This is a genomic window from Roseobacter sp. SK209-2-6 (assembly GCF_000169455.1).
Taxonomy (GTDB): Bacteria; Pseudomonadota; Alphaproteobacteria; order Rhodobacterales; family Rhodobacteraceae; genus Pseudophaeobacter.
In genome coordinates this window covers 208763-235032 of record NZ_AAYC01000004.1, presented here as the reverse complement: position 1 = coordinate 235032, position 26270 = coordinate 208763, and the positions used below count along the sequence as shown (strand labels likewise).

The 26270-nt window shown below is 57.8% G+C and carries 24 protein-coding genes and 1 pseudogene; 15 read left to right on the top strand and 10 right to left on the bottom strand.

The window, feature by feature from the left end:
• Positions 1-5 precede the first annotated feature (5 nt).
• Positions 6-1103, top strand: a complete 1098-nt coding sequence (gene recF / locus RSK20926_RS08565) for a DNA replication/repair protein RecF (protein ID WP_037254382.1) — start codon at positions 6-8, stop codon at positions 1101-1103.
• A 55-nt stretch (positions 1104-1158) separates the two neighbouring features.
• On the opposite strand, the gene RSK20926_RS08560 is transcribed toward recF, so the two are convergent.
• The gene (locus RSK20926_RS08560; RefSeq protein WP_008205874.1) at positions 1159-1752 is read right to left on the bottom strand and encodes a TetR/AcrR family transcriptional regulator; all 594 of its coding nucleotides are present in this window, start codon (positions 1750-1752) and stop codon (positions 1159-1161) included.
• Positions 1753-1848: 96 nt separating this feature from the next.
• On the opposite strand from RSK20926_RS08560, the gene RSK20926_RS08555 reads away from it, so the two are divergent.
• The 3 genes and pseudogenes from RSK20926_RS08555 to RSK20926_RS23160 form a co-directional block, all read left to right on the top strand.
• Positions 1849-2442: an NAD(P)H-dependent oxidoreductase gene (locus RSK20926_RS08555; protein ID WP_008205872.1), complete on the top strand. Its 594-nt coding sequence runs from the start codon at positions 1849-1851 to the stop codon at positions 2440-2442.
• An 84-nt stretch (positions 2443-2526) separates the two neighbouring features.
• A complete protein-coding gene (gyrB, locus tag RSK20926_RS08550) occupies positions 2527-4944 on the top strand; it encodes a DNA topoisomerase (ATP-hydrolyzing) subunit B (protein WP_008205871.1) in 2418 nt (805 codons plus the stop codon).
• 79 nt (positions 4945-5023) lie between these two features.
• Positions 5024-5349 (top strand): annotated as a pseudogene (locus RSK20926_RS23160) (hypothetical protein); the annotation flags it as partial.
• 132 nt (positions 5350-5481) lie between these two features.
• On the opposite strand, the gene RSK20926_RS08545 reads toward RSK20926_RS23160, so the two are convergent.
• Positions 5482-6480: an asparaginase gene (locus RSK20926_RS08545; RefSeq protein WP_008205869.1), complete on the bottom strand. Its 999-nt coding sequence runs from the start codon at positions 6478-6480 to the stop codon at positions 5482-5484.
• Between the two features lie 172 nt (positions 6481-6652).
• Here RSK20926_RS08545 and RSK20926_RS08540 point away from each other — a divergent pair, with 172 nt between their 5' ends.
• The 3 genes from RSK20926_RS08540 to RSK20926_RS08530 all read left to right on the top strand — a co-directional run bounded on the left by RSK20926_RS08540 (position 6653) and on the right by RSK20926_RS08530 (position 8937).
• Complete coding sequence (locus RSK20926_RS08540; protein ID WP_008205868.1) at positions 6653-7186, top strand: invasion associated locus B family protein; 534 nt, start codon at positions 6653-6655, stop codon at positions 7184-7186.
• 164 nt (positions 7187-7350) lie between these two features.
• Positions 7351-8541: a 23S rRNA (adenine(2503)-C(2))-methyltransferase RlmN gene (rlmN, locus tag RSK20926_RS08535; RefSeq protein ID WP_008205866.1), complete on the top strand. Its 1191-nt coding sequence runs from the start codon at positions 7351-7353 to the stop codon at positions 8539-8541.
• Positions 8542-8718: 177 nt separating this feature from the next.
• Positions 8719-8937, top strand: coding sequence for a hypothetical protein (locus tag RSK20926_RS08530; RefSeq protein ID WP_008205863.1), 219 nt, complete (start codon positions 8719-8721; stop codon positions 8935-8937).
• Positions 8938-9010: 73 nt separating this feature from the next.
• Here the strand turns inward: RSK20926_RS08530 and RSK20926_RS08525 are convergent, their stop codons facing one another.
• Positions 9011-9856: an LOG family protein gene (locus tag RSK20926_RS08525; protein ID WP_008205861.1), complete on the bottom strand. Its 846-nt coding sequence runs from the start codon at positions 9854-9856 to the stop codon at positions 9011-9013.
• A gap of 198 nt (positions 9857-10054) precedes the next feature.
• Here RSK20926_RS08525 and RSK20926_RS08520 point away from each other — a divergent pair, with 198 nt between their 5' ends.
• The 3 genes from RSK20926_RS08520 to dapD all read left to right on the top strand — a co-directional run bounded on the left by RSK20926_RS08520 (position 10055) and on the right by dapD (position 12572).
• Positions 10055-10975: a threonine/serine dehydratase gene (locus RSK20926_RS08520; protein ID WP_008205858.1), complete on the top strand. Its 921-nt coding sequence runs from the start codon at positions 10055-10057 to the stop codon at positions 10973-10975.
• A 38-nt stretch (positions 10976-11013) separates the two neighbouring features.
• Positions 11014-11613: a GntR family transcriptional regulator gene (locus RSK20926_RS08515; protein ID WP_008205856.1), complete on the top strand. Its 600-nt coding sequence runs from the start codon at positions 11014-11016 to the stop codon at positions 11611-11613.
• A 131-nt stretch (positions 11614-11744) separates the two neighbouring features.
• A complete protein-coding gene (gene dapD, locus RSK20926_RS08510; RefSeq protein ID WP_008205855.1) occupies positions 11745-12572 on the top strand; it encodes a 2,3,4,5-tetrahydropyridine-2,6-dicarboxylate N-succinyltransferase in 828 nt (275 codons plus the stop codon).
• Between the two features lie 64 nt (positions 12573-12636).
• Here dapD and RSK20926_RS08505 read toward each other — a convergent pair whose 3' ends face one another.
• Both RSK20926_RS08505 and RSK20926_RS08500 read right to left on the bottom strand, forming a co-directional pair.
• Positions 12637-13182 (bottom strand): HutD/Ves family protein, encoded by a 546-nt coding sequence (locus tag RSK20926_RS08505; protein ID WP_008205852.1) that lies wholly within the window; start codon positions 13180-13182, stop codon positions 12637-12639.
• A 93-nt stretch (positions 13183-13275) separates the two neighbouring features.
• The gene (locus tag RSK20926_RS08500) at positions 13276-14868 is read right to left on the bottom strand and encodes a choice-of-anchor L domain-containing protein (protein ID WP_008205850.1); all 1593 of its coding nucleotides are present in this window, start codon (positions 14866-14868) and stop codon (positions 13276-13278) included.
• Between the two features lie 182 nt (positions 14869-15050).
• On the opposite strand from RSK20926_RS08500, the gene RSK20926_RS08495 reads away from it, so the two are divergent.
• On the top strand, positions 15051-15398 hold the full coding sequence (locus RSK20926_RS08495) for a hypothetical protein (RefSeq protein WP_050773061.1): 348 nt from the start codon (positions 15051-15053) through the stop codon (positions 15396-15398).
• A gap of 100 nt (positions 15399-15498) precedes the next feature.
• On the opposite strand, the gene RSK20926_RS08490 is transcribed toward RSK20926_RS08495, so the two are convergent.
• On the bottom strand, positions 15499-16554 hold the full coding sequence (locus tag RSK20926_RS08490) for a transporter substrate-binding domain-containing protein (protein ID WP_037254377.1): 1056 nt from the start codon (positions 16552-16554) through the stop codon (positions 15499-15501).
• Positions 16555-16815: 261 nt separating this feature from the next.
• Between RSK20926_RS08490 and dapE the strand changes: the two genes are divergently transcribed.
• From dapE to rnr, 3 genes are all read left to right on the top strand, one after another.
• Complete coding sequence (gene dapE / locus RSK20926_RS08485) at positions 16816-17961, top strand: succinyl-diaminopimelate desuccinylase (protein WP_008205846.1); 1146 nt, start codon at positions 16816-16818, stop codon at positions 17959-17961.
• A 37-nt stretch (positions 17962-17998) separates the two neighbouring features.
• On the top strand, positions 17999-18583 hold the full coding sequence (locus RSK20926_RS08480) for a TIGR04282 family arsenosugar biosynthesis glycosyltransferase (RefSeq protein ID WP_008205844.1): 585 nt from the start codon (positions 17999-18001) through the stop codon (positions 18581-18583).
• A 61-nt stretch (positions 18584-18644) separates the two neighbouring features.
• Positions 18645-20924 carry a ribonuclease R gene (gene rnr, locus RSK20926_RS08475; protein WP_037254375.1) on the top strand — a complete coding sequence of 760 codons (2280 nt, stop codon included), beginning with the start codon at positions 18645-18647 and terminating at the stop codon, positions 20922-20924.
• 59 nt (positions 20925-20983) lie between these two features.
• Here the strand turns inward: rnr and RSK20926_RS08470 are convergent, their stop codons facing one another.
• Positions 20984-21715 carry a glutathione S-transferase family protein gene (locus RSK20926_RS08470; protein WP_008205841.1) on the bottom strand — a complete coding sequence of 244 codons (732 nt, stop codon included), beginning with the start codon at positions 21713-21715 and terminating at the stop codon, positions 20984-20986.
• Positions 21716-21798: 83 nt separating this feature from the next.
• Between RSK20926_RS08470 and RSK20926_RS08465 the strand changes: the two genes are divergently transcribed.
• Positions 21799-22533: a helix-turn-helix transcriptional regulator gene (locus RSK20926_RS08465; protein ID WP_050773059.1), complete on the top strand. Its 735-nt coding sequence runs from the start codon at positions 21799-21801 to the stop codon at positions 22531-22533.
• A gap of 31 nt (positions 22534-22564) precedes the next feature.
• On the opposite strand, the gene RSK20926_RS08460 is transcribed toward RSK20926_RS08465, so the two are convergent.
• From RSK20926_RS08460 to RSK20926_RS08450, 3 genes are all read right to left on the bottom strand, one after another.
• Positions 22565-23776 (bottom strand): ABC transporter permease, encoded by a 1212-nt coding sequence (locus tag RSK20926_RS08460; protein ID WP_037254372.1) that lies wholly within the window; start codon positions 23774-23776, stop codon positions 22565-22567.
• A gap of 5 nt (positions 23777-23781) precedes the next feature.
• A complete protein-coding gene (locus RSK20926_RS08455) occupies positions 23782-25056 on the bottom strand; it encodes an ABC transporter permease (RefSeq protein WP_008205836.1) in 1275 nt (424 codons plus the stop codon).
• Between the two features lie 104 nt (positions 25057-25160).
• A complete protein-coding gene (locus tag RSK20926_RS08450) occupies positions 25161-26264 on the bottom strand; it encodes an extracellular solute-binding protein (protein WP_008205835.1) in 1104 nt (367 codons plus the stop codon).
• Between the last annotated feature and the right edge of the window lie 6 nt (positions 26265-26270).

The window sequence follows — 26270 nt, the reverse complement described above, 5'->3', positions numbered from 1 at the left end:
GCGCAATGCAGGCACTGACCTCCCTGACTCTTTCTCATTTCCGCTCGCATTTGCGGGCGGAAATGCATTTGGACGGCAGGCCTGTTGCCCTCTTTGGGGCGAATGGCGCAGGCAAGACCAATATTCTGGAAGCGGTTTCACTGTTTTCACCCGGTCGCGGGATTCGCCGTGCCAGTGCCGCCGAGATGACCCGCCGTCCTGAGGGCCTGGGCTGGAAGCTGAAGGGCGTTTTGCAGACCTCTGCCCAACCCTATGAAATAGAGACCTGGTCGGATGAGGGCGCAGCGCGGCAGGTCCGCATCGATGGCAAGCCGGCAAATCAGATTGCACTGGGACAGATCTGCCGCGTCGTCTGGCTGGTTCCAGTAATGGATCGCCTTTGGGTGGAAGCGGCAGAGGGCAGGCGTAGGTTTCTGGACCGTATCGCCCTCAGCTTTGATCCCGCCCATGCTGAGGCCTCGCTCACCTATGAAAAATCCATGCGCGAGCGCAACAAACTTTTGAAAGAGCAAGTGCGCGACCCTGTCTGGTATCGTGTTCTGGAAGCGCAGATGGCCGCATCAGGTCATCGCATTCATATGGCCCGCACGCATGCCATCGAGAAATTGCTGGACGCGCAGAGAAAGGCCGAAACCGCATTTCCCGTCGCGGAATTGCAACTACTGCAATCCGAAGGGGAAATGCCACAGAGTGAAGCAGAATTCGTGGATGCTCTGGCAGAAAATAGATCGCGGGACCTTTCGGTGGGTCGCACACTGATCGGCCCGCATCGCAGTGATCTTCTCGGCCATTATGCCGCCAAAGGTGTTGCTGCAAAAGACTGTTCAACCGGTGAGCAAAAGGCCCTGCTTGTCTCACTGATTCTGGCAAATGCTCGCGCCTTGATGCAGGAAACAGGAGCACCGCCACTTGTGCTTTTGGATGAGGTCGCGGCCCATCTCGATGCCAACCGGCGCCAAGCCCTCTATGATGAGATTTGCGCGCTGGGAGCTCAGGCATGGATGACTGGAACGGGATCTGAACTCTTTGCAGAACTCAAAGATCGTGCACAGATGTTGGAAGTCTCCGAGGACGCTGGCATCTCCAAGCTGTCAGACGGATGACAGGTGTTCTTGCCATTTCGTAGCGCCCCCAGAAAGATTTCTTTCAAACAACGCCTTAAGCCGGGGCCGCCAACCAGGTTTGCAAAAGGGGCAACAAAGCAGAACTTGGGGTTTCTCCATTCTCGTGATCTACACAGAACCAAAGCGCCAGGACATGGTTGAGAAAGGCCTGAATGCCTTCCGCCAGCAGCTCCGGCGCGGCATCCTGGCGAATTTGACCGGTATTTTGTAACACCGAAATCCAAGCCGACAACTGATTGATCTGACGATGGAAACTCTGCGTGACTGTCTCATCAATTACAGCGCTGGTAGATCCTGAGTAGCGCAGCAGGATATCAAAAACCACTCGGTCCTGCGCAATGAAGCACAAGAGCGGCGAGAGGAGATCACAGAGATCCTCGACATCCTCAGGACTGGGCTGTGCTTCCATTTCGTCCATCAGTGCCATCACGCGTGCGCCAATCAGCACAGCAAGCAAGCCGTCCTTGTCTTTGAAGTGGGAAAAGAGCGTACCCTTGGCCACACCTGCTCTTTCCACAACATCCTCAACCCTGAGAGCGGAAAACCCATTTTCCAGGATCAGACCCTCCGCTTCGCGTAGCAACGCGGCTCTCGTTTCCAGACGACGTTTTTGGGGTGCGCGTGTCATGATGCTCCAAAATAATGACCGTGGTCAAATTTAAACTTGACCACGGTCACTTTACTCCTAAATTGACCACAGTCAGTTTATAAGGAGATGCAACGAATGTCTGCACGAAAGATCATCATTTTGAATGGGCACCCTGGTTCAACCTCCCTCTCGCAATCTATCTGCCGATCCTATCGAGAGGCGGCTGAGCGCGAAGGTCACGAGGTTAGGCTGCATGAGCTGCCGAATATGCGTTTTGATCCGGATTTTGGCCAAGGGAGTTACGAGAACACCAAATCACTTGAACCTGACCTGACAGCTTTTCAGAGTGATCTGGAGTGGGCGGATCATATTGTGATGGCCACGCCGATGTGGTGGGGCGCCATTCCTGCAAAGCTCAAGGGCCTGTTTGACCGTGCTCTGCTACCAGGCGTCGCCTTTGATCCCCGCAACCGGAATTCCCTGGGCCTCCCTGCCCCAATGCTGAATGGCAAAACCGCCAGGGTCTTCCTGACCTCAGACACGCCCAGCATCTGGCTCAGACTGTTTTATGCCAATGCAATCAAACACGTGATCAGCCGTCAGATCCTTGGCTTCGTCGGGATCAAGCCAACCAGGTTTACCGCCTTTGCTCCGGCCTCTGAGGCGCCTGAGGGCAAAGTGAAGGCCTGGCTGAGCAAAGCCGCTCTCCTAGGGGCAAAAGCGGCCTGAATCCGCTAAGAAAAAAGGGGGGATGGAGGTGACATTCCCCCCCGGACTGCGTATAAAATCCCGAAGCAATACAGGAAGACGCGAATGTCCGAGAACGAGCAAAGCCCAGCCGAATATGGTGCCGATTCCATTAAGGTTCTCAAAGGGTTGGAAGCTGTTCGCAAACGCCCCGGAATGTATATCGGTGACACCGATGACGGATCCGGCCTGCACCACATGGTATATGAGGTGGTGGACAATGGCATCGATGAGGCCCTCGCGGGCCATGCTGACCATGTCACAGTGAAAATTCACGCCGATTCCAGTGTCTCGGTCGGCGACAACGGGCGCGGAATTCCTGTGGATATCCACCCCGAAGAAGGTGTGTCCGCCGCCGAGGTCATTATGACCCAGCTGCACGCGGGCGGTAAGTTCGACAGCAACTCCTACAAGGTTTCGGGCGGTCTGCACGGCGTGGGTGTCTCGGTTGTGAACGCACTCTCCGATTGGCTGGAATTGCGCATCTGGCGCAACGGCAAGGAACATGTCGCCCGCTTTGAGCGTGGCGATACTGCCAAGCACCTGGAGGTGGTCGGCGATTGTGGCGACCGCACCGGCACCGAAGTGCGCTTCATGGCCTCGACCGACACGTTTTCGAATCTGGAATACTCCTTCGAGACCCTGGAAAAGCGCCTGCGCGAGCTGGCCTTCCTGAATTCCGGTGTGCGCATCATTCTGGAAGATGAACGCCCCGCAGAGAAGCTGACGGCAGAACTGTTTTACGACGGCGGCGTCAAGGAATTCGTCAAATACCTCGACCGACACAAGACACCGGTGATGGAAGCCCCGGTCTATATCGTGGGCGAAAAGGATGACATCGGCGTTGAGATCGCCATGTGGTGGAACGACAGCTACCACGAGACGGTGCTGCCCTTTACCAACAACATCCCGCAGCGCGATGGCGGCACCCATGTGGCGGGCTTCCGCGGTGCGCTGACCCGGACCATCAACAACTACGCGCAATCCTCCGGCATCGCCAAGAAAGAGAAGGTCTCTTTCACCGGTGATGACGCCCGCGAAGGCCTGACCTGCGTTCTGTCCGTCAAGGTGCCGGATCCGAAATTCTCCAGCCAAACCAAGGACAAGTTGGTATCCTCCGAGGTGCGGCCGGTGGTCGAAAGCCTGATGGGTGAGAAGCTGGCGGAGTGGTTTGAGGAAAACCCCAACCAGGCCAAACAGATCGTTGGCAAGATCGTCGAGGCCGCCCTGGCTCGCGAAGCCGCCCGCAAAGCGCGCGAGTTGACTCGCCGCAAAACGGCGATGGATGTGAACTTCCTCGCGGGCAAGCTGAAGGATTGCTCCGAGAAGGACCCTTCCAAGACCGAAGTCTTCCTGGTCGAGGGTGACTCCGCCGGCGGCTCCGCCCAGACAGGCCGGGACCGGATGACACAAGCCATTTTGCCGCTGCGTGGTAAGATCCTGAACGTGGAGCGCGCCCGTTTTGACCGGATGCTGGGATCACAGGAAATCGGCAACCTGGTGATGGCGCTGGGAACCGGCATCGGCCGGGACGAGTTCAACATCGAAAAACTGCGCTACCACAAAATCGTCATCATGACTGATGCGGATGTGGACGGCGCGCACATTCGAACGCTCTTGCTCACCTTCTTCTATCGCCAGATGCCGGAGCTGATCGAGGGCGGCTATCTCTATATCGCGCAGCCGCCCCTCTTTAAGGTCGCGCGTGGCAAATCCGAGGTCTATCTCAAAGACCAGGCGGCACTTGATGATTACCTGATCAACCAGGGCGTTGATGGCGCGGTGCTCAAACTGGGTAATGGTTCCGAGATCGCAGGTGCCGACCTCACCCGAATCGTGGACGAAGCCCGCCAGCTGAAGCGTGTGCTGGATGCCTTCCCGACACATTATCCGCGCCACATTCTGGAGCAGGCCGCCGTAGCCGGTGCCTTTGTGCCCGGTGCAGTCGATTCCGACCTGCAGGGTGTGGCCGACAAGGTTGCCCAGCGGCTCGACGCCATTGCGCTGGAGTACGAGCGCGGCTGGCAGGGGCGGATCACCCAGGATCACGGTATTCGCCTGGCCCGCATCCTGCGCGGCGTCGAGGAAGTCCGTACCCTGGACGGCCCGATGCTGCGCTCTGGCGAGGCCCGCAAGACCGGCAGTTTTACCCAAAGCCTGCAGGAAATCTACGGCACCACCGGGCAGCTCATCCGCCGCGACCGTGTCCAGATGATCCACGGACCACTGGACTTGCTGAAAGCCATTCTGGAAGAGGGCGAAAAGGGCCTGTCGCTGCAGCGCTACAAAGGTCTCGGCGAGATGAACCCGGATCAACTCTGGGAAACCACACTGGACCCAGACGCCCGAACCCTGCTGCAAGTACGCGTCGATGACATGGTTGAAGCCGATGACCTCTTTACAAAGCTCATGGGCGACGTCGTCGAACCTCGGCGCGAGTTCATCCAGAAGAATGCGCTTAGCGTGGAAAACTTGGATTTCTAAAAACTTGTAGGGATCCCCATAGCTCTGCGGGGTTCCTACGAAGTACAAGACCACGAACTGGCGGGCTTACAATGCCAACTTGAAGCGGCATGGATCGCTGTCAATCTGGTTTGATCCCGAGATGGTTTGGGTGCCACCGCCAGAAGCGCCTGAATGTGAGCCTGCCCTATCGCGGCGGCACCGGTAAGCTGGGATAGCACAGGATTAAGGTCGAGGGCGAAAGTGAAAGTGAAAGTGAAAGTGAAAGTGAGCAGAACACCCGAAAGCTCCCTCTCACACTAGCAATACATGTGCTGCCAGGCAGCGGGCGGCCCGAAACGCCGGATTTGGCGTAAGATAAACATGGTGATCGACGAAGAAACTCTGAGAGTGCGCGCCGTCGAAGTCACTGCCAGCAACATCGGTCCCTCCCGGCAGATTTCTTGCAGAAATCTCCTGCTGGGCAATGGGCGCGCCCATCACCCGGTTTGGGCAACAGAGCCTCGCCCAGGGGGGCACTCCCACAGGCCCCGCCCCCCCCCTCGGCGAGACAGTTGCTCAGAACAGAAGTTCCGCACTTGGACGAACGGATCCACAGTTGACTTTGCGGCGGTTCAGTATTGGTACATTCATGTATTTCCCGGTGGCCGGATGATCCGCCTCCAGAACCCCAAGACCAACAAGGATAGAGGCAATCGCACATTCGCTTGCCCGGGTTGCGCCATCCACAACCTTGAGGGCAACACCCAGCTTCTTCTCTGGAATGATCGCGACGAACACGGCTTCGGCACCGGTTTTGATCGCAACCTTACCCCCCATGGCACGCATCAGGTTGGTGCAGGCACGGGTTTCACCGGCTACAAGTTCAGGGTGGGTGGCCATCGCGGATGTCAATTGCGCTGCCGCCTGCGAGGCCCGGTCGCTGCGCCCACCGGCAGAGGCAAACCAGGACATAGCGCGCGCAAGCCCGTGGACGGTGGTTGCAAAGTTCGGAGCCGAGCAACCGTCAATCCCATAGCCAGGGCTGTTTTCCCCGGTCGCCTCCTCAAAGGCGCTAAGGCAGGCCTGCTGCACCGGGTGACCCATTTCGATGTATTCTGGCCCAGCGCCCAAGAACTGAGACAGCGTCAAGAACCCAGCATGCTTGCCCGAGCAGTTGTTATGCACCTGACAAGGGCTACTGTCGGTTTTAATCAGCTCATTGCGGGCAGGAATATCGTCCGGCAGTTGCGGCCCGCAACGAAAATCCGCATCCGCCAACCCCAGCTGATCCAACCAGGCGTTGACCCGATCCGTATGGATATGCGCCCCATTGTGCGAGGCACAGGCCAAGGCCAATTGCTCTGAGTTGAGGCCGTATTTAGCTGCCGCCCCTGAAGTGATCAGTGGCAGGGCCTGGATCATCTTGGCCGAGCTGCGCGGATAGATCACCGCCTTCGGATCGCCCCAGCTGCGCACAATTTGCCCAGCTTCATCGCAGACCACCGCATGGCCCAGATGAAGGCTCTCAAGCAGCTCTCCGCGCCATATCTCAGCCATTGGAACCGGTTTTGTCATATTTTCAGCCTCTTTTCTTGGCGATTTCCTGCCAAATCACCCTTTCGCCCGTAGCGCTCGCCGCATTAGTGTGCTTCTGTAAGGCACGCGAGGGCAACAGGTAAAGACGGCGGTCTCACGCCGCCCGCTCTCTGGCAATTTGAGGTATAAGACAGTCTTGGAGTCGGGACAAATGGCATCGAAACTCGTCCGCATCGTAGCGGGCCTGTGTCTGGCCGCTATGGCCACAACCGCAGCAGCGCAGCAGACTACAACCGACAACCGGGTTGGCGCTAACGTCGACTGGAGCGTCTTTCAGGGTGATAGCCCGAAAGAATGCTGGGGAGTCTCTGCACCCAAGGAAAGCGTCAACACTCGCGACGGACGGGTTGTCGCTGTTCGACGCAGCGCAATCCAGCTCTTTGTTTTCTACCGCCCCGACAGCAGCGCCAAGGGGCAAGTCACATTTACCGGCGGCTATCCCTTTGCACCAGGTTCAACCGTCAATATGGCAATCGGTGAGTCAGAGTTTGAACTCTTCACCGAGGGCGAATGGGCCTGGCCCGCAACCGCAGCGGATGATGCAAAGATTATAACCGCCATGAAACGCGGCGCCAGCGCCGTACTGACCGCTCGCTCCGCCCGCGGTACCCAGACCAAAGACGCCTTCTCTTTGCTGGGCTTTACCGCCGCAATCGAAGATGCGGAAAAACGCTGCGCCCAGTAAGGCAAGCCACCCTCTTCATCAATGAATTGCCCCGGCGCCAAGGCCCGGGGTTTTCTTTTGTCTGTGCTGGGCACGGATTGCCGATTTCAAAGGATTTCTTTTGATCTCTGGATAATCTCCTATATAGAGCCCCATCCAGCCTCCAACAGTCGAGTCGACCAGCCATGACCGCCAAAGCGCCGATCACCCCGGACATCCTGACAGTGCCCCGCAAAGAGCCTGAGGGCGGCAAGATCAACCTTGTGGGCCTGACACGCGACAAGATGCGCGAAGTGCTGATAGAACATGGCACCCCGGAAAAGCAGGCCAAGATGCGGGTTGGCCAGATCTGGCAATGGATCTATCAGTGGGGCAAGCGCGACTTTGCGGATATGACCAACCTGGCCAAGGCCTACCGTGCCCAGCTGGACGAGCATTTTGAAATCCGCATCCCGGAGGTCGTCAGCAAGCAGGTCTCCACCGATGGCACGCGCAAATATCTGGTGCGAATTGCTGGCGGCCATGAGGTTGAGGTGGTCTATATCCCCGAGGAGGATCGCGGCACGCTCTGCATCTCTTCCCAGGTAGGCTGCACCCTGACCTGTTCCTTCTGCCACACCGGCACTCAAAAGCTGGTGCGCAACCTCACCCCAGGTGAGGTCATCGGCCAGGTGATGATGGCCCGCGATGATCTGGAAGAATGGCCCATCCCCGGCGCCCCCAAAGACGAAACCAGGCTTCTGTCCAATATCGTGCTGATGGGCATGGGTGAGCCCCTGTATAACTTTGAAAACGTGCGCGACGCGATGAAAATTGCCATGGACCCGGAGGGCATCCAGCTCAGCCGTCGCCGCATCACGCTCTCTACCTCGGGCGTGGTGCCCGAGATTGCCCGCACCGCGCAGGAAATCGGCTGCCTTCTGGCGATCTCATTCCACGCCACCACCAACGACGTGCGCGACGTACTGGTGCCGATCAACAAGCGCTGGAACATCGACGCGCTCTTGCAGGCGCTGGCGGACTACCCCAAGGCTTCGAACTCTGAACGGATCACCTTTGAATATGTGATGCTGAAGGATGTGAATGACAGCGATGAGGACGCGCACCGTCTGATCGAGCACATCAAACGCTACAATATCCCGGCCAAGATCAATCTGATCCCCTTCAACGAATGGCCGGGCAGCCCATATCAGCGCTCTTCGAACAACCGGATCCGCGCCTTTGCCAATATCATCTACCAGGCAGGCTATGCCTCGCCGATCCGCAAAACCCGGGGCGATGACATCATGGCCGCCTGCGGCCAGTTGAAATCCGCCACCGAGCGCGCCCGCAAAAGCCGCAAGCAGATTGAAGCAGAAGCTGGGCTTAAATCCTGAGGCAACCAAAATACCGTTTTGAATGAGCCCCACGCGCCACCCGCGCGGGGCTTTTCTTTGGCATGTGAACAACTGGCATCTGCCACAAATTTTCCTCAAACCGGATAAAATCCCGCCACGAGAAACAATCAGTCTCGATTCCATAGACAATCAAAAAGATTCTCACGAGGAACGAGCATGTCACCAAACGCAGACAACACCGCACGCCCAAGCGCTCTGGAGCCCAGTGTTCTGGATCTTATCCGGGACGAACGGGAAAAGGCCCTCAGCCCACGAGAGTGGCAATTCCGCCTACGGGGCTATGGCCTGGCAATCAAACGGGTTGCGGGTGAGCAGATTCTGACGCGCCTCCCACAAGGCACCGAGATTGGCGTTCTCCCAGCCGAGTTCGCCTAAGATCCAAAAACCCTGCGCTTCCCGATCTTCCACCCACACCCACAGTTCTGGGAAGCGCAGTAACCTGTACCTATCACTCCCGGCCAGGCAGGCTGTCGCGCGGTGGTTCAGGCACCCATTCGTTGATGATCTGGGCCGCCTCTTCAGCGGTTTCGACGAATTTGAACAGATCCAGATCCTGCTCCGAGATGGTGCCCGCATCGGCCAGCGCCTCCCAGTTAATGATCTTCTCCCAGAATTCCCGCCCGAACAGAATAAACGGAACCCGCTCCATCCGGCCGGTTTGAATCAGCGTCAGAGTTTCAAACAGCTCATCCAGCGTGCCAAATCCGCCAGGGAAGACGGTGATGGCAGCCGCGCGCATCAGGAAATGCATCTTGCGGATCGCAAAATAGTGGAAATTGAAGCTGAGCTCAGGCGTCACATACCCATTTGGCGCCTGCTCGTGCGGCAGCACAATAGACAGCCCAACGGAACGCCCGCCCGCATCCTCTGCGCCACGGTTGCCGGCCTCCATGACGCCGGGGCCGCCGCCAGTCACGATGACATTCTTGCGCCCGCCCTCGGTCATGGACTGCGCAGTCATCATCCGCGCAAATTCCCGCGCCTCATCGTAAAAATGCGAGAGATCCGCCAAAGTCTGCGTGCGGGCCTTGTCCTTGTTAGCAGGGCTTGGGATCCGTGCGCCGCCGAACATCACGATGGTGCTTTCAATACCCTGCTCGTCCAGCAGCAGTTGCGGCTTTAGCAGCTCCAGCTGCAGACGCACCGGACGCAATTCCTCCCGGCACAGGAAATCCTCATCCGCAAAAGCCAGTCGGTAGGCAGGAGAGGCCGATTGCGGTGTCTGAGGAACATGTTCTGCGCGGCTTCGATCAGAATGAGCATCGGGGAAGCGGCTGTGGCGGTCATCAGTCATGGGCGGTTTGCAATCCTTGGCTAAAATCGGATCCTCAGCTTAACCTCGGCACGGGGCTGGACACCAGCCTTGCTTCTCTGCTGCGTCAAGAAACTTGCAAGCCCGCTGATTTGTAACGCGGCGCCAGGGCTTGCACCTCATACCCCCTCGTCTAAGGTCGCCCCCAAAGCGGACAGACAGCAATTGGCGGAGAATACCATGGACTGGAACACAGAAATCACAAAAGCCAGTGAGCGTATTTCAAGCCATATCCAGAAAACACCCGTGCTGAGCTGTACAGGTTTTGGCCTAGATTTCCCAATCCAGCTAAAGCTCGAACAGGTGCAGCACACGGGTAGTTTCAAAGCGCGCGGTGCCTTCAACACCCTGCTGAGCCATGATGTGCCAGAGGCGGGATTGGTTGCCGCATCTGGAGGTAACCATGGGGCAGCCGTGGCCTATGCGGCGCATCAGCTTGGGCATCGCGCACGAATTTATGTGCCAGAAATGGCGGGCCCTGCAAAAATCTCCTTGATCCGGAACAGCGGCGCCGATCTGCAGGTTGTGCCCGGCGCCTATGCCAATGCCATGGAGCAGGCACAGGCCTATGAGGCAGAGACCGGCGCGATGCAGGTTCATGCCTATGACGCCCCGGCCACAGTCGCGGGGCAAGGTACATGTTTTGCCGAATGGCAAGCCCAGGGCCTAGAGGCGGATACGCTGATGATTGCCGTGGGCGGCGGTGGGCTGGTCGCAGGCGCGCTAGCCTGGTTCCAGCGCGCAAAAAAGATCATCGCGGTGGAGCCGGAAACCTCCTGCGCACTGCATGCCGCACTGAAGGAAGGTTCGCCGGTGGATGTGGAGGTCTCCGGCGTGGCCGCAAATGCGCTGGGGGCAAAACGCATCGGGCAAATCTGTTTTGATCACGCCCGAGAACAGGACATCACTTCGCTCACCGTAAGCGATGCTGCCATCACCAGCGCTCAAGCAGCGCTATGGCGGGAGCGCCGCCTGCTGGTGGAACCCGCAGGGGCCACCGCCCTGGCGGCATTGACTTCCGGCGCCTACCGCCCGGCAGAGGGCGAACGCGTTGCCGTCCTGCTTTGCGGCGGCAACATTGCCCCGGATCCTTTGGCCTGACTCTTGCCAGAGGGGCGCCGCCCCCCTATCGAGAGCCCATGAACGCCACTATCGCGGATACCATCTACCAAGCCCTGAGCGAGCAGATCGTTACAGGCCGTCTAGAAGCAGGTGAAAAACTGCGGCAGGACCACATCGCGCGCGAGTTCGACACCAGTCATGTCCCCGTCCGCGAGGCTCTCTTGCGGCTGGAAGCACATGGGCTGGCCAGATCAGAACCTCGACGTGGCACAAGGGTAAGCGCCCTCAACCCCGCAGAGATCCGCGAAGTGATCGAAATGCGCGTGGCACTAGAGATCCTTGCCCTGACACACGCCTTCCCACGCTTTTCGGATCGCGACGTCAGGGCGGCGGATGACGCGCGGATCGCCTGCGATGAGGCAGACAGCATGGCCGATTGGGAGCGGTTGAACCGCGCCTTTCATCGGGTGATCCTAACTCCCTGCGAGATGCCGCGGCTCCTGGCCTCCATCGATGATCTGCACATTGCTTCTGCTCGGCATCTCTTTGCCAATTGGCAGCACCAATGGCGTCCCCGTGCCGATCAGGATCATGCCGCAATTGTCGAGGCCATGGGGAACCGCGATGCCACCGCCGCCTGCGAAATCCTGCGCCGCCACCTGCGCCGGGTGCGCTGACAGGGCGAAACGAAAGGCAAAACGACGGGCATAGCGTCATATTGGCCGCAATACACACATGACCTGCGGGCAGATTGCCGCTAGAAAGCTCCGAATCCTTTTGCACGACACTGACGCCGGAGTTACCCCCCATGTCCAACGCACAGCTGGAAACCGCGATCGAGGCCGCCTGGGAGGCCCGTGACACCATCAGCCCTGCCACCACCGGTGAGCAGCGCGAAGCCATCGAAGACACCCTGAATGCGCTGGACACCGGGTCTTTGCGCGTCGCGGAAAAACTGGAAAACGGCGATTGGCACGTGAACCAATGGGCCAAGAAAGCAGTGCTACTGTCTTTCCGCCTGAACGACATGGCAATGATCGAAGGCTCGAACGGCAATAGCAGCTGGTGGGACAAGGTCCCGTCGAAGTGGCAGGGCTGGGGCGACAATGAGTGGAAGGCCGCCGGTTTCCGCGCCGTGCCCGGTTCGATCGTGCGCCAGTCCGCTTACATCGCGCCAGGTGTGGTGCTCATGCCGTCCTTCGTGAACATCGGCGCCTATGTTGACGAAGGCTCGATGGTTGACGGCTGGGCCACCGTAGGCTCCTGCGCCCAGATCGGCAAAAACGTGCACCTGTCCGGCGGTGTTGGAATCGGCGGCGTGCTAGAACCGATGCAGGCCGGCCCCACCATCATCGAAGACAACTGCTTTATCGGAGCCCGTTCCGAGGTGGTCGAAGGCTGCATCGTACGCGAAGGCTCAGTCCTGGGAATGGGCGTCTTTATCGGCCAATCCACCAAGATCGTCGACCGCGAGACCGGCGAAGTGATGTATGGCGAAGTGCCGCCCTATTCGGTGGTTGTCGCAGGCTCCATGCCCTCAAAGAACAACATCAGCCTCTACTGCGCGGTGATCGTGAAGCGGGTGGACGCCAAGACCCGTTCCAAGACTGGCATCAACGAACTGCTGCGCGACTGATTTACCATCCATTTTGAAATCAAAAACGCGCCTCAATCCGGGGCGCGTTTTTTTCCGCCTAGTCTCAAGGCTCACTCAACAGGGTCTCGATCACGAGGGCTCCTTCGGGGATATGGCCCGGCGACAGATCCTTTGTTACCAGTCCATCCCCTGCGCGGAGCCGCAGCTCACCAGCACCTGTTTGGACAGCTAATTCCCCCATGAGAAGAAAGATCACGCTTTCCCCGTGACCGCCAAAACCCGCTTTGGGGTGCAATACGCGCATTTCAGCCTGACAAAATGCGGGGTCATAAATCAGGTTAAAGGCGCGACAGGCCCCCTCATTCAGCTGTGCCGACAGTGCCAGATCACCAGAAAAGACAAGTGGATCCAGCGGGCGCGCGGCCAATTTTACTGTTGAGTTGGAAAGCACCAAACCCGCCCCCTCCACAATACAATGGATACGAGCAAGGCCCGGGAAAGAGGAAAACGCACCGTCCTGATTGATATCAGCAAGGCTAATGCGCCAGCGTGTTTGCCCCTGGCATTCGCTCAGAGCCAGCTCACGGGTGGTGCCGCCACCATTCTTCCAGGGCTGCGCAGGGATTTCCTGCAGGGAAAAGCGTTTCATCTGGCCCCCTCTTTACCCGGTCAAGTTTCAACCAGGTTGAGGGCTATCCGCGACAGCGGTGGAAGCCAAGCATTTCCAGATGGGGCAAACCCCCTAAACAGCTTCGTTGCTGCTTTGTTGCAGCAAAGCTCTCGCCTCATAGGACCGCAGAGATCTACGCACGCAGGCGCCATAGCTATCGGGATCACTCTCCATCAGGGAGAGGATTTCCGCGCGTGTTTCCTGGTCAAAGGCATCCAGGGTCTCATCTCCCGGATGGTAGCTTTCGCTTTCCAGCCCGTTGCCGCATATGATCTCATGTTGGTCGAACAGCAGATGACAATAGGTTACCGAGCCCCCGTCTTCGCGGCGCCGGATGCTATGATCATTGATAAGATCCTTGGCTTTCACCAGAACCTCGGTTGCACCAAAGAGCACGCCAGCCCATTCACTGGTCAAAAGCACCCGGTGATTAGGGGAAAGCTCCAGTGCTTGGTGATCTCCCAGCGCACCGGCCTTGAAATGCACCGGCGCAGTCACCCCCTTGGCCCGTCGGGTGCTTTTCCCAATCCAGCGCAGAGGCTGCATGCCATTGTCCCGGGTTCGGATCAACACACCCGGCTCCAGGGCTTCTACCAAATGTGGGCCTTGGCTGGTCTCGATCAGAGTGCCTGCAACAAAGCAAGGCACCGTTGTCATTTCGACAAAGGCGGTGTCCGTATTCCCCTGATCATCCGCAACGGTATAAGAGAAGACTGTCTCTTCATCCACATCGACATCGGGCTGACCGGCAACCGTAAAGGTTCCATCCGCATTCAGCGTGATCTCTTCACCACCTGCCAGGGTCACGGTAGATCCAACCACAACCGGTTGGTTGTTGATATGGGTGATGGTCAGGGTTGCCCCATCACCATGTTCATCGTTCGCGAGCACATCCAGGACGGCTTCATCACCTTCTAAAACTGTGACTTCATCGTCTGCAGCAACAAGGGCCGTTTGAATGGAATCGCCCGCGATCAACAAATTCGAATCGTAGATCCGGTCACCGGAATCCGCGATCCCGATCTTGATGCTGTTCACAACACCAGGGTTCACCGGCGCGGTAAGCGTCAGAGTAACGGTAAAACCATCCATCTCGGTGTTAAAAGAATCACCCGTTCGTGGGTTGTCAACATAGAGATTCTCGTTCGATTCTGTATTGATGTTGTCGATTGAAATATCGCCCGTTCCAATCGTCATCTCTGCTTGGACCCCATTGACCCAAACACCAACAGCATCGTTGAAACCCGCGTTCACATATTCGAGGTACTCTTCCGAGGAAAAGACAAACTGCATTGTCAGGGTAGAACCATCCGGAATGAAATCCGCTTCAATAACAGCCGCGTCATAGGTCGCAGCCCCTGCAATGCCTGTCAGGTCGGAATCACCAGCAGTATGATTGTTGGTAGATGTGTTGGCCGCAACGTTCGTGTTTGAACTGCCGCTGCTGTTGGTCACATCCCGCGCATCCCCAGTAGAGAGGATGACCCCGGTATCGGAGGGCGTGATCGCATCCGCAGTACTGTCCCCATTGGAATAAATGCCCGAAGCATTGGTCGCGCCCGTATAGGTCGCGTTCACAATGGAGATCCCATTGCCAAACATCGCCTCAGCCATTTGCTCCGCTGAGACAGAGGTATTGATCGGTAGTTCTGTGGCCGTGGGCATTGCAATAGTTCTCCAAGAGGGACAGCCTTCCAGCGGCACCTGCAACTGGAATCACCTGCATGTTTAACCAATGACCCTTGATGCTGCGTAAACGTGCCAAAAAGTAGAGGACGCTGACCCCGCTTTTTGCAAACTGGGAAATCCCATTGACCCTCATACCCGGAGGGCGCTATGGCGACGATATGGAAAAGAAGAAAGTATCCCGTCAGCAAGTCTATACCCTTGTGGTTCAGATCGGTCGCAAGGAAGGTGACGGTCTGCCAGAAGGTGCGACCGGGGCTGCGCTCATGGTCTATGCGTCAGGCGTGGATGAGGCCGAGGCAGTGCGGGAAACCGTCGCGATCCTGAAACAGGCGGATACCGCGCCTTTGGATGTCACCGGATATGGAACTCTGGCTGAACGTGAGGCCGAGGGACATGAGATCGGAGACGATGAACGGGACCTGATGCAACGCGCCCTGGATGAGAATGCCGTTATTGTTGCCCAGATGACCCCATTCTTTGATGGCCAAGAAGCAACCCTACACTAAGACTATGCCTGAAAAGGTAAAATCAGCAGCTTACCTGAGTACGGTCTAAGCGGCTTCTTCCAGGTACTTCATCCCGGGCTTTTGTCCAAAGTGGTCAAGCCTATTGCAGGCGGCCAAACCAGCTGTGATAGATCCCGGCATAGGTCCCGTCTTCCTGCATCTCCAGAAGCGTGCGGTTGACCTCTTCAGTCAAGGCAGAGCCTTGAGGGAAAACAAAGCCATAGTATTCGCGCAGGAACGGGGTCCCGACGGTTCGCCCATAGGCTTGGCCTTCGTGCTGAACGTAGTAGTTCAACACGGGTGCATCAAAGACCACCGCGCGGATCTCTCCCGCTTCAAAAGCGGCAAACAACTCATCCAGATCCCGAAAGCCAATGTAGTCGATTTCACGACGCAGCAGAAAACCCGAGGCCGTGGACCCCTCGATCGTACCGGTGCGCTTACCGTAAAGATCATTCACTGAATTGACCGATCCCGTGATCGCCTCAACCGTCATCACTGCAGTGATCTTGGCCACGAAGATCGACACGATGAACAAAGAGGAAAGCACCAGGAGCACACCAAACATCCGGCCAATCGGAGTACGAGGAACCCGCTCTTCGAACCCTCCGTTCACGACCAAGTTCAAGGCCCACCAGAAGGAGGGAAACCAGGCCTCTTTCAAAGGCCGATCAAAATAGGGCTGGGCGCGACGCTCCAGAACCCACATGAACATCCCGCCCACCAAGAGCATCAAAAAGGCCAGGCCAATCGCCAGCGCCAAATCCCAGGACATCAGTGCATGCAGCAGCGAGGGTTCGCTCACATCATCTGCCTGCACCATGATCTGCAGGCCACTTTCGAAAACCGGCTGGCTGAAATCCATCACTGCCTCTCGTGAAGCAGTGATAGAGATATTCGCGGCGGCCAGATCAGCCTCCCCAGCCCGTACTTCCCCCAACATTTGAGAAAAAGCATCCAGGCGGTTCACTTCAAACTGCCACTCCATCCGGCGGGCAATCTCTTGCATCAACTCGATGGAGAAACCGGTTTCCTTTCCGTCTTCAACCATCGAAAACGGTGGGCGGGTGACCGTGTTGAGAGTCAAAACCTGCGCCAGCAGCGCGCTACCCCAGAACAGGAAGGTTAAACTCAGTATAAATCGGAATGCGCGCACCGGTCACCTAGGAAGCATCTACATGGTATGCAAATAGGTCTTAGGAGCTGCATCACATTCGCGCAAGCTTCATCAATCACAATAAGTCAATGGAACTTCTTGCCCGGCGTTCCCCGTCAAATATATTGCGATTCAACAACATATTTACAACCTGGCCGAGCTTTGCTCGTGCTGAACCACGCCATTTGCAAGCCTCTCAAAAGCCCGCTAGACCAAAACGCAGCGTGAAACGGTGTCTCTCACCGAAATAGGAGCATTTCCATGTCCGCAATCGACCCGATTCAATTGACCGCCGACCTGATCCGCTGCCCCTCGGTTACACCCGAAGAAGGGGGCGCCTTGGTGCTGCTGGAGAACCTGTTGTCAGAGGCTGGTTTTGCCTGCACCCGCGTGGACCGTGGCGGGATCTGCAACCTCTTTGCGCGCTGGGGCAATAAGGGTCATCCGCGCAGCTTCGGCTTTAACGGACACACAGATGTGGTGCCACTGGGTGATGAGTCAGCCTGGAGCATGCCCCCCTTTGGCGCCGAAGTGAAAGACGGCATCATGTATGGGCGCGGTGCAACCGACATGAAATCCGGCGTAGCTGCCTTTGTTGCCGCCGCCATTGATTTTACCCGCAATACCCCGCCTGATGGGTCGGTCATTCTGACTATCACTGGCGATGAAGAAGCGGATGCCCTTGATGGCACCACAGCACTTCTGGACTATATTTCAGAAGCCAAGGAACAGATGGATGTCTGCCTGGTGGGTGAACCCACCTGCCCCAATGAAATGGGGGAAATGATCAAGATCGGGCGTCGTGGTTCGATGACGGCCTGGTTCACAGTGACCGGCAAGCAGGGCCATTCTGCCTATCCCCATCGCGCCAACAACCCGCTGAACGCCATGGCGCGGCTGATGGACCGTCTTGCCAGCCACGAGCTGGACAAGGGTACCGAGCATTTTGATGCCTCCACCCTGGCTGTCGTCACCATAGACACCGGCAATCCAGCCACCAATGTGATCCCGGCGCAGTGCACATCGACGGTGAACATCCGCTTTAATGACGCCCATACCGGTGCTGGACTGACAGAGTGGCTACAGAGCGAAGCGGAGCGTATCCAAGACGAATTCGGCGCTAGTGTAGCAATGAAGATTAAGATTTCTGGCGAGAGCTTCATCACTCCACCTGGAACGCTTTCCGATTTGGTGGCCAATGCGGTTGAGGCTGAAACCGGTCGGCGGCCGGAGCTTTCGACCACCGGCGGCACCTCGGATGCGCGCTTTGTGAAGCACCACTGCCCTGTGGTGGAATTTGGCCTGGTCGGCAAGACCATGCATCAGGTGGATGAAAACGTGCCAGTCGAGCAGATCGAACAGCTCAAAGCGATCTATACTCGCATCCTGAAAGACTATTTCACCTGACTTCCTCCGCCAAAGATCAGGCAGCAGCAGGACATCAATGAAGCCCGTTCTCGTCATTATGATCAAAGAACCCAGGCCCGGTCGCGTCAAAACCAGGCTGGCGCGTGATATTGGCATGATCCCCGCAACATGGTGGTTCCGCCACCAAAGCGCCCAGCTGATCCGCCGTCTGCGCGACCCCCGGTGGCAGCTCGTGCTGGCTGTTGCCCCCGACAAGGCGGTGACATCACCCGTTTGGCCTGCCGATCTTCTACGCCTACCGCAAGGCCCGGGCGATCTGGGCGCGCGCATGAAACGCATGTTGCAAACCACGCGAGCGCACAGCCAGACCACAGGGCCGGTCTGCCTCATCGGGGCCGATATTCCCGGCATCACTCGCACCCATATCGCCCGCGCCTTTACAGCACTAGGCGATCACGAGGCGGTTTTTGGCCCGGCACCGGATGGGGGCTATTGGCTTGTTGGAGCAAAGCACCCCACACAGTTACCCATAGGCATCTTTCAGAATGTGCGCTGGTCGACAGAACATGCCCTGGCAGACTCACTTACTACCTTGGCAGACTGGCGCATTGCCTTGATTGATGAGCTACAGGACGTGGATACCGGCGCTGATCTTAAGTAGGCTGTATCCGTTTTGCACGTTTTGCCGATGACCCGCCCCGCGCAGCATGTTAGGCGAAGATATGACCCGTATTCCTTCCAAGGCTGAGATCCTCGACTGGATCAGCGCCCACCCGACCCAGACATCGAAACGCGATATTGCCAAGGCCTTTGGCATCAAGGGGGCAGAGCGCATTGATCTCAAACGCCTGCTGAAAGAGCTGGAGGCTGAGGGCCACCTGCAAAAGCGCAACAAGACCTACCGTGACCCGGATCAATTGCCGCCAGTCACCGTGCTCTTGGTCAAGGCTCCGGACGAAAATGGCGATCTCTTTGCCCAACCCTTGGAGTGGCATGGCGAAGGGGTGGAACCAGGCGTTCTGATAATCCCCAGTGCCGCCGGACCCGCTTTGGGCGCCGGGGACCGTATCCTGGCGCGGCTCACTAAGGTGAGCGGTGAAAACCACCACTATGAGGCCCGGTTGATCCGCCGCATCGGCAGCAACCCGAAACGGGTCATTGGCATCTTCCGCAAAGGGGCAGAAGGCGGCCGCATCGTGCCGATCGACAAGGCCAGCGCCTCCGAGTGGAGCGTCATGGGCGATGCCATGATGGGCGCCCGCGATGGCGAACTGGTCGAGGCCGAACAGGCTGGACCAAAGGGCCGGATGGGCCTGCCTCGCGCCCGTGTAGTTGAACGCCTCGGTGATCCCAGCGCGCCCAAGGCGGTCTCGCTGATTGCCATCCACCAGCATGGCATTCCGGATGACTTTCCGGACAAGGTCATCGCAGAAGCCGATGCTGCCAAGCCAATGGGTCTGAAAGGGCGTGAAGATCTGCGGGATATGCCGCTGATCACTATCGACCCGGCGGATGCGCGCGACCACGATGACGCCTGCTATGCTCATGCGGATGAAGACCCCAAGAACCCCGGCGGCCATATCATCTGGGTCGCTATCGCTGATGTCGCCGCCTATGTGAGACCCGGCAGCGCACTGGACCGAGAGGCCCGCAAACGCGGCAATTCCAGCTATTTCCCGGATCGCGTCGTGCCGATGCTGCCGGACCATCTCTCGGGCGATCTCTGCTCCCTCCACGAGGGCGTGCCGCGCGCCTGTATCGCTGTGCGCATGCAGGTGGATGCAGAGGGTAATCTGATCTCGCACCGTTTCCAGCGCGCGCTGATGCGCTCTGCCGCCTCGCTACACTATGGCGAAGTGCAAGAGGCCATGGATGGCACCCCGAATGACCGCACAGCACCCTTCCTGGAGCCGGTGATCAAACCGCTCTACGCGGCCTATGGAGCCCTGAAGAAAGCCCGCGCTGCCCGAGAGCCGCTGGACCTGGACCTGCCGGAACGCCGGATCGTACTCAGCGAAGAGGGTGAGGTCACCTCTGTTGCCTTCCGCGACCGGCTGGATGCACACAAATTGATCGAGGAATTCATGATCCTCGCCAATGTCGCCGCCGCCGAAACCTTGATCAAGAAACGCTCACCACTGCTGTTCCGGGTCCATGAAGAGCCTTCGCCGGAAAAACTGGAAGCGCTGCGAGAGACTGCCCAGGCGGCGGGGCTCAGCTTGGCCAAAGGGCAGGTTCTGCAGACCCGGCACCTGAACGCGCTTTTGAATGGCGCCGCGGGGACCGATGATGCGGAGCTGATCAATATCAGCACGCTGCGCTCCATGCAGCAGGCCTACTATACGCCCGAGAATTATGGGCACTTTGGCCTGGCCCTCAGGAATTACGCGCATTTCACCTCACCGATCCGGCGCTATGCGGATCTGATTGTGCACCGCTCGCTGATTGCCTCCCATGGCTGGGGCAATGACGGTCTATCGCATGAGGAAGCCGAGGGCCTGGAAGAGACAGCAACGCATATCTCTCAGACCGAGCGCCGCTCAATGATTGCCGAACGCGACACCATCGACCGGTATCTGGCCTCCTATCTGTCTGAGCGGGTTGGCAATGAGTTTTCCGGGCGCATCGCCGGGCTGGCGCGTTTTGGCGCCTTTGTAAAGCTTGATGAGACTGGCGCCGACGGGCTGGTTCCGGTGCGCTCCATCGGGCGCGAGTTTTTCCATTACGATGCCCAGGCCAATACCCTGATGGGTGCCGATACCGGCCTGATGATCTCCATCGGCCAGCGCGTCACCGTCCGCCTGACCCAGGCGGCCCCAGTGACTGGCGGGTTGGAGCTGGAGCTCCTGACGCTCGAGGACGAGAGCCTGCCCAAGAGCCATGGCGGCACCCGCCACGGCCGCCGCAGCCCCGCAGGACATAGTGCCAAACGCAAAAAGGCCAAATCCAAACACAAGGCAGCCAAGATCAAACGCAAGGTGGAGCGCAAACGGCGGTCTTGATAAGACCACCGTCCTTTCTCCAAGTTTTCACCTTCAAGGATACAGGGTCGTTTCAGTCTCTATGCCGCTTCCCTGACAAAGCCCGCCGATCTGTAGGATACAGAAACCTCCTGCAGAACCCGCTCGACATAACCCGTCAGAACCGAGTCCGTCAGAACCCGAAGAACCGATGGCGTTTGCACCATGGTTGTCCCTAGTGCCTGGATCATGGGCGCAACGCTGAGGTCAGCACTGCTAACCCTGGCGCCCATCAAGAAGCCCCGTTCCTGTACCAATTCAGAAATCGATCGCAGCTGGTCATCAAGCCGCTCCATCCGTTCGGCACTGCCAAAGCGGTCAATCCCTTGAAATCGAAGCCCTTGTTTAACCGATTTACGAATTGCATTTGTCACCGGCCGCCGGATCAAAGCTGGGATTTCCTCAAAGTAGTTGTCCCGAATCGTCGGCCAAACCAGGTCGTTGTTCCAGCGATCCTCAACGATGTGAAAGTAGAGCGAATCCTCCGCCATTCGGATGTAGGCCTGCGCCTGCGCCTTCTCCTGGCTGGATAATCCGGGATCAAAATCCGTGCCTTTCTGCTCTAGATACCTTCGGATGTTCTGACTGTCGGGGATCAATTGGTCACCAGCCCTGAGTACCGGGAGTTTACCATGGGGCATCTTGCGCGGATCATTCAGATCCTCCCGTTGCCATGTCTCATTGGCAAAATCCAGCAAGAGCGCTGCCTTTACGCAAAAGGGGCTTAGGCTGAAAACAACACCATTTTTTGGGTAGGTTAGAAGAGTGAGCATTCTACAATCCTGTGTTTGAACTACAGGATAGCTAACGCGCCCTAATGACAATTTTTGTCATTAGGGGTAATATGATCCCTACAATGTCTAGAACACATCGTCTCTTTCAATTGATGCAGGCTCTGCGCCAGGGCAGCGGTCCTCGAACGGCTCAGGCCCTTGGTCAGGATCTAGGGGTTTCCGCTCGTAGTATTCACCGTGACATCGCGACTCTGCGCGAGCTGGGCGCAATCATCGACGGTGAAGCGGGCTTTGGCTTTACCCTCATCGAAGACAACGCTCTGCCACCAATGGGGTTTCGTGATACCGAACTTGAAGCATTGGTCCTTGGTCTAAGAGAGGTCGAGCAAATCGGTGATCCTGATCTCTCCGAAGCGGCCAGCAATGCTCTGCGAAAGCTGCAAGCCCGCCTGCCTGCACGCCAATCCAACCGACTGCGCCATGCAGTCCTGGCCGCACATCGGTTTCAACGCCCCTCGCAGCCAGAAATTTCGGTTCGGGATTTGCGGCAGGCAACCTGGGAGGAAAAAGAGGTCTTTTTCGGCTACTGCGATGCAAAGGGGGCAGAAACAAAACGACAGGTCAGACCTTTGGGTTTGGTATATTTCGACCAGTCCTCAGCCCTTGTGGCCTTATGTCTGCTCCGTCAGGATTTCAGGGTTTTTCGCCTGGACAGGATGAGAAATCTGGAAATCACAGATAAGAGCTTTCGCCCCAAACGGGTGCCGCTACTTCGCGAAGCACTGGATCAGATAGAAACACAGACAGCAGCAATCAGCGAAGTCCTCCAAAGCAAAAAAGGCCCCAGTAAAACCTGAGGCCTTTTTCAAATAGCTTGTCTCCGCCTGTTTAAGTCGGGCTCATACCCCGTAGGCGTTCCGAACGACGGCGCAGCATTTCCACGGTCGCCAGAAGCGCGATGGAAATCGCCACCAGGATTGTCGCTACCGCCAGGATGGTGGGTGAAATCTGCTCACGCAGGCCGGTGAACATCTGCCATGGCAAGGTCTTCTGACCGGCCGAGCCGACAAAGAGCACCACCACAACCTCGTCAAAGGAGGTGATGAAGGCAAAGAGGCCGCCGGAGATAACACCAGGCAGGATCAGCGGCATCTGTACCCGGAAGAAGGTAGTAACCGGACCGGCACCCATATTGGCCGCAGCACGGGTCAGTGAGCGGTCAAAGCCCACGAGGGTTGCCGTCACGGTGATGATCACAAAGGGAATTCCCAGAACCGCATGGGCCAAAACCACTTTGATATAGCCAACAAAGGACTTGTTCAGACCCAGGGCACCTTCCAGCCAGTTACCGATATCCGAGTAGAAGAAGAACATGCCGGTTGCCGAGATGATCAGCGGAACGATCATGGGCGAGATCAGGATCGCCATGATCGCACGGCGGAAGGGCACGTGGCTCTGGCTGAGGCCGATGGCTGCCAGGGTGCCCAGGCTCACGGAGATGAAGGTGGCGATCGGCGCAATGATTAGCGAGTTCTTGAAGGAGCGCTGCCATTCATTGTTGCTGAAGAAGTCCTGGTAATGCTTCAGCGAATAGCCTTCGGGATCCAGGCGCAGCATCTCAGGGGTGAAGGTAAAGAAGTCCTCTGCGTTGAAGCTGAGCGGCATCACCACCAGGATCGGCGTGATCAGGAAGACGAAGATCGCGCCGCAAATGACCCGGAAGCCATAGTGCCAGAGCACCTGCCCCGGAGTCAGATAGGGCAGCAGACGGGCGCGGTAGCGGCCCTCATAAAGCCAATGAATGAACCATTGGAAGAACCAGCCGGCCGCTGCGCCGACGATCATCAGCGCGATGCCACCAAGGACAAAGCCGATCACCGCCATGACGGCTATGGTGATCCATTTTGCCAGCGGCTCGTTCTTCAGCACGTGGATATAGACCACGGCCATGGCAGTCACCAGAGCAGCGCCTAGAAGAACCCCCATGGGGCCGGAGCCATTGGCGGTGCCGACAAAGAGGCCGAAGAAGCCACCGGCGGCTGCCACGGTGGGCAGAACCAGCGACATGGGCTTGCGGGAGATAGGAGTAAGTGCGGCCATTGTCGTTATCCCAGCTTCACGTTGTCGATGCCCACGATCTTGTCATAGGCCCAGTAGAGGATCAGAACCACCGCCAGAAGGATGGTGCCAAGGGCCGCAGCCAGCCCCCAGTTCAACGAGCTGGAGATGTGATAGGCGATCCGGTTGGAGATAAAGACACCCTTGGTGCCGCCGACGATTTCAGGCGTGATGTAGTAGCCAATCGCCAGAATGAATACGAGGATGGAGCCCGCGCCGATACCCGGCACCGAAAGCGGGAAGTACACCCGCCAGAAGGCAGTCCAGTTGGTGGCACCCATGGATTTCGCCGCGCGCAGATAGGTCGGCTGAATGGTCTGCATCACTGAATACATCGGCAGGATCATAAAGGGCAGTAGGATATGGGTCATCGCCACGATGGTGCCGAACTGGTTGTTGATCATCACCAGGCGGGCGTCATCGGCAACCAGGCCGATCCAGACCAGCACCTCGTTGATAACGCCCTGCTGCTGCAGCATCACTTTCCAGGCGGAGGTCCGCACCAGCAGCGAGGTCCAGAAGGGCAGGAGCACAAGGATCATCAACATATTGGCGGTGCGCGCCGGCAGGTTGGCAAGAATCCAGGCCACCGGGTAGCCAAGAATGATGCAGGACACGGTGATCACCATGGACATCACCAGCGTGCGCTGGAATAGGGTGATCAGGATTTGCTTGTCCTCGGGCTGCGCCTGCGCCCCTTCGGGGGTGCGCTGCATGTCGATGGCATTGAGGAAATAGCCATTGGTGACGCGGACCGAATGGGTCTTCAGAACCCGCCAGGTCTCCACATCACCCCAGCTTTTGTTGATGCCAATCAGGGTTTCCTTGAAGGGCCCGTCGGTGGTGGGGTCGAGTTTCTTGATCTTACGCCCGGATTTGCGGAACAGCGAGGACATGCCTGTCTGCTCATAGTTCAAACGCGTGCCAAGACGGGTGTGCTGCTTGGCCTCGATCGCGGTCACCATATCAGAGACAAAGGCGGCATAGACGGCTTCATCCGGCAGCTCGCCGCTGTCGGCGTCCCAGGTCTGCAGGGCCTCGACGGTCAAGGGCAAGGTATCGGCAACGATGTCATTATTGACAGAGCGCGTCAGCATCGAGCCGATCGGGATGATGAAGGACACCAATACGAATATCAGCAGCGGTGCAATCAGGCCTAGCGCGCGTATCTTCTGGAGCCGGAGGGCACGGGCGAGGCTTTTCTTGAGCGGCGTGCCATCCGCAGCAAGCACGGGCCCGCCGGAAGCGGTTGTATCGGTCATATCTTCCCCGTTGGTCTTGTTAGTCCAGGCTTAGTTTTTGTTTGGACATTTTTTGCCGGTGGAAGGGGCCATTTGGGCCCCTTCCAGTGTTTTAGGTCAATGAATTACTTCGCGAGCCACGCCTGGAATTTGGCGTCGATGTCATCGCGGTAATCTGCCCAGAACTCATAGTTGTAGAGGAAGGTGTTCTTGGCGTTCTCAGGATCGGTTGGCATATGTGGCGCCATGTCGATACCAAGTTCTGCGTGCTGACCGACCAGCGGCGCGGAAGATGCGCGTGCAGGACCGTAGGAGATGTACTTGGCCTGATCCGCCAGACGCTGAGTGTCGGTTGCGAACATGATATAGTCGAGTGCACGTGCCTGACGCTCGGGGCTCAGACCTGCTGGAATGATCCAACCGTCCAGATCGAAGACCTGCGCGTCCCACAGCATCGCAACCGGCTGCTTCTGCTCTTCGATAACCGAGAACAGGCGGCCGTTGTAGGTGGAACCCATCACAACTTCGCCGTCCGCCAGCAGCTGCGGAGTATCGGCACCAGCAGACCACCAGATCACGTTGTCCTTGATGGTGTTGAGTTTCGCCAGAGCGCGGTCCTGGCCTTCAGAAGTTTCGAGAACCTCATAAACTTCGTCCTTGGCGACGCCGTCACAGATCAGAGCCCATTCCATGTTGTTGATTGGACGCTTTTCAAGCGAACGCTTGCCCGGATAGGCCTCGGTGTCGAAGATTGCGCAGACAGAAGTCGGGGCGTTATCGCCAACCAAGTCGGTGCGGTAGCCGAAAGTTGTGGAGTACACGATCTGAGGGATGAAGCACTCGGAAACCAGGAGGTCGCCGAAATCTTCAGACGCAGGAGTGCCGTCGGGTGCTGCAGCCAGTTGGTTGTCAGCGTCGATTTCCATCGCCAGGCCTTCGTCGCAGAGACGCATCGCGTCCGCCGCAACAACGTCCACAACGTCCCAGGTCACGTTGCCCGCTTCGTTCATCGCACGCAGTTTGGCCACGGCTTCGGCAGAGCTGTCATCATTTAGAATGGTGACGCCGGTCTTTTCCGAATAGGGCTCATGATAGGCCTTCAGCTGCGACTTGGAGTAGGCGCCGCCCCAGGACACGATGGTCATTTCATTGGCCATGTCCTCGGCGAAGGCCATCGGCGCGCACAGCGCTGTCGTTGCGGCCAAGGCAGTCAGTTTGGTGAGTTTCATGAACAC

Bases quoted from the DNA above. Each gene is read 5' to 3' on its own strand.
- recF (WP_037254382.1), top strand. From the start codon at position 6: ATGCAGGCACTGACCTCCCTGACTCTTTCTCATTTCCGCTCGCATTTG.
- RSK20926_RS08560 (WP_008205874.1), bottom strand. From the start codon at position 1,752: ATGACACGCGCACCCCAAAAACGTCGTCTGGAAACGAGAGCCGCGTTG.
- RSK20926_RS08555 (WP_008205872.1), top strand. From the start codon at position 1,849: ATGTCTGCACGAAAGATCATCATTTTGAATGGGCACCCTGGTTCAACC.
- gyrB (WP_008205871.1), top strand. From the start codon at position 2,527: ATGTCCGAGAACGAGCAAAGCCCAGCCGAATATGGTGCCGATTCCATT.
- RSK20926_RS08545 (WP_008205869.1), bottom strand. From the start codon at position 6,480: ATGACAAAACCGGTTCCAATGGCTGAGATATGGCGCGGAGAGCTGCTT.
- RSK20926_RS08540 (WP_008205868.1), top strand. From the start codon at position 6,653: ATGGCATCGAAACTCGTCCGCATCGTAGCGGGCCTGTGTCTGGCCGCT.
- rlmN (WP_008205866.1), top strand. From the start codon at position 7,351: ATGACCGCCAAAGCGCCGATCACCCCGGACATCCTGACAGTGCCCCGC.
- RSK20926_RS08530 (WP_008205863.1), top strand. From the start codon at position 8,719: ATGTCACCAAACGCAGACAACACCGCACGCCCAAGCGCTCTGGAGCCC.
- RSK20926_RS08525 (WP_008205861.1), bottom strand. From the start codon at position 9,856: ATGACTGATGACCGCCACAGCCGCTTCCCCGATGCTCATTCTGATCGA.
- RSK20926_RS08520 (WP_008205858.1), top strand. From the start codon at position 10,055: ATGGACTGGAACACAGAAATCACAAAAGCCAGTGAGCGTATTTCAAGC.
- RSK20926_RS08515 (WP_008205856.1), top strand. From the start codon at position 11,014: ATGAACGCCACTATCGCGGATACCATCTACCAAGCCCTGAGCGAGCAG.
- dapD (WP_008205855.1), top strand. From the start codon at position 11,745: ATGTCCAACGCACAGCTGGAAACCGCGATCGAGGCCGCCTGGGAGGCC.
- RSK20926_RS08505 (WP_008205852.1), bottom strand. From the start codon at position 13,182: ATGAAACGCTTTTCCCTGCAGGAAATCCCTGCGCAGCCCTGGAAGAAT.
- RSK20926_RS08500 (WP_008205850.1), bottom strand. From the start codon at position 14,868: ATGCCCACGGCCACAGAACTACCGATCAATACCTCTGTCTCAGCGGAG.
- RSK20926_RS08495 (WP_050773061.1), top strand. From the start codon at position 15,051: ATGGAAAAGAAGAAAGTATCCCGTCAGCAAGTCTATACCCTTGTGGTT.
- dapE (WP_008205846.1), top strand. From the start codon at position 16,816: ATGTCCGCAATCGACCCGATTCAATTGACCGCCGACCTGATCCGCTGC.
- RSK20926_RS08480 (WP_008205844.1), top strand. From the start codon at position 17,999: ATGAAGCCCGTTCTCGTCATTATGATCAAAGAACCCAGGCCCGGTCGC.
- rnr (WP_037254375.1), top strand. From the start codon at position 18,645: ATGACCCGTATTCCTTCCAAGGCTGAGATCCTCGACTGGATCAGCGCC.
- RSK20926_RS08470 (WP_008205841.1), bottom strand. From the start codon at position 21,715: ATGCTCACTCTTCTAACCTACCCAAAAAATGGTGTTGTTTTCAGCCTA.
- RSK20926_RS08465 (WP_050773059.1), top strand. From the start codon at position 21,799: ATGTCTAGAACACATCGTCTCTTTCAATTGATGCAGGCTCTGCGCCAG.
- RSK20926_RS08460 (WP_037254372.1), bottom strand. From the start codon at position 23,776: ATGGCCGCACTTACTCCTATCTCCCGCAAGCCCATGTCGCTGGTTCTG.
- RSK20926_RS08455 (WP_008205836.1), bottom strand. From the start codon at position 25,056: ATGACCGATACAACCGCTTCCGGCGGGCCCGTGCTTGCTGCGGATGGC.
- RSK20926_RS08450 (WP_008205835.1), bottom strand. From the start codon at position 26,264: ATGAAACTCACCAAACTGACTGCCTTGGCCGCAACGACAGCGCTGTGC.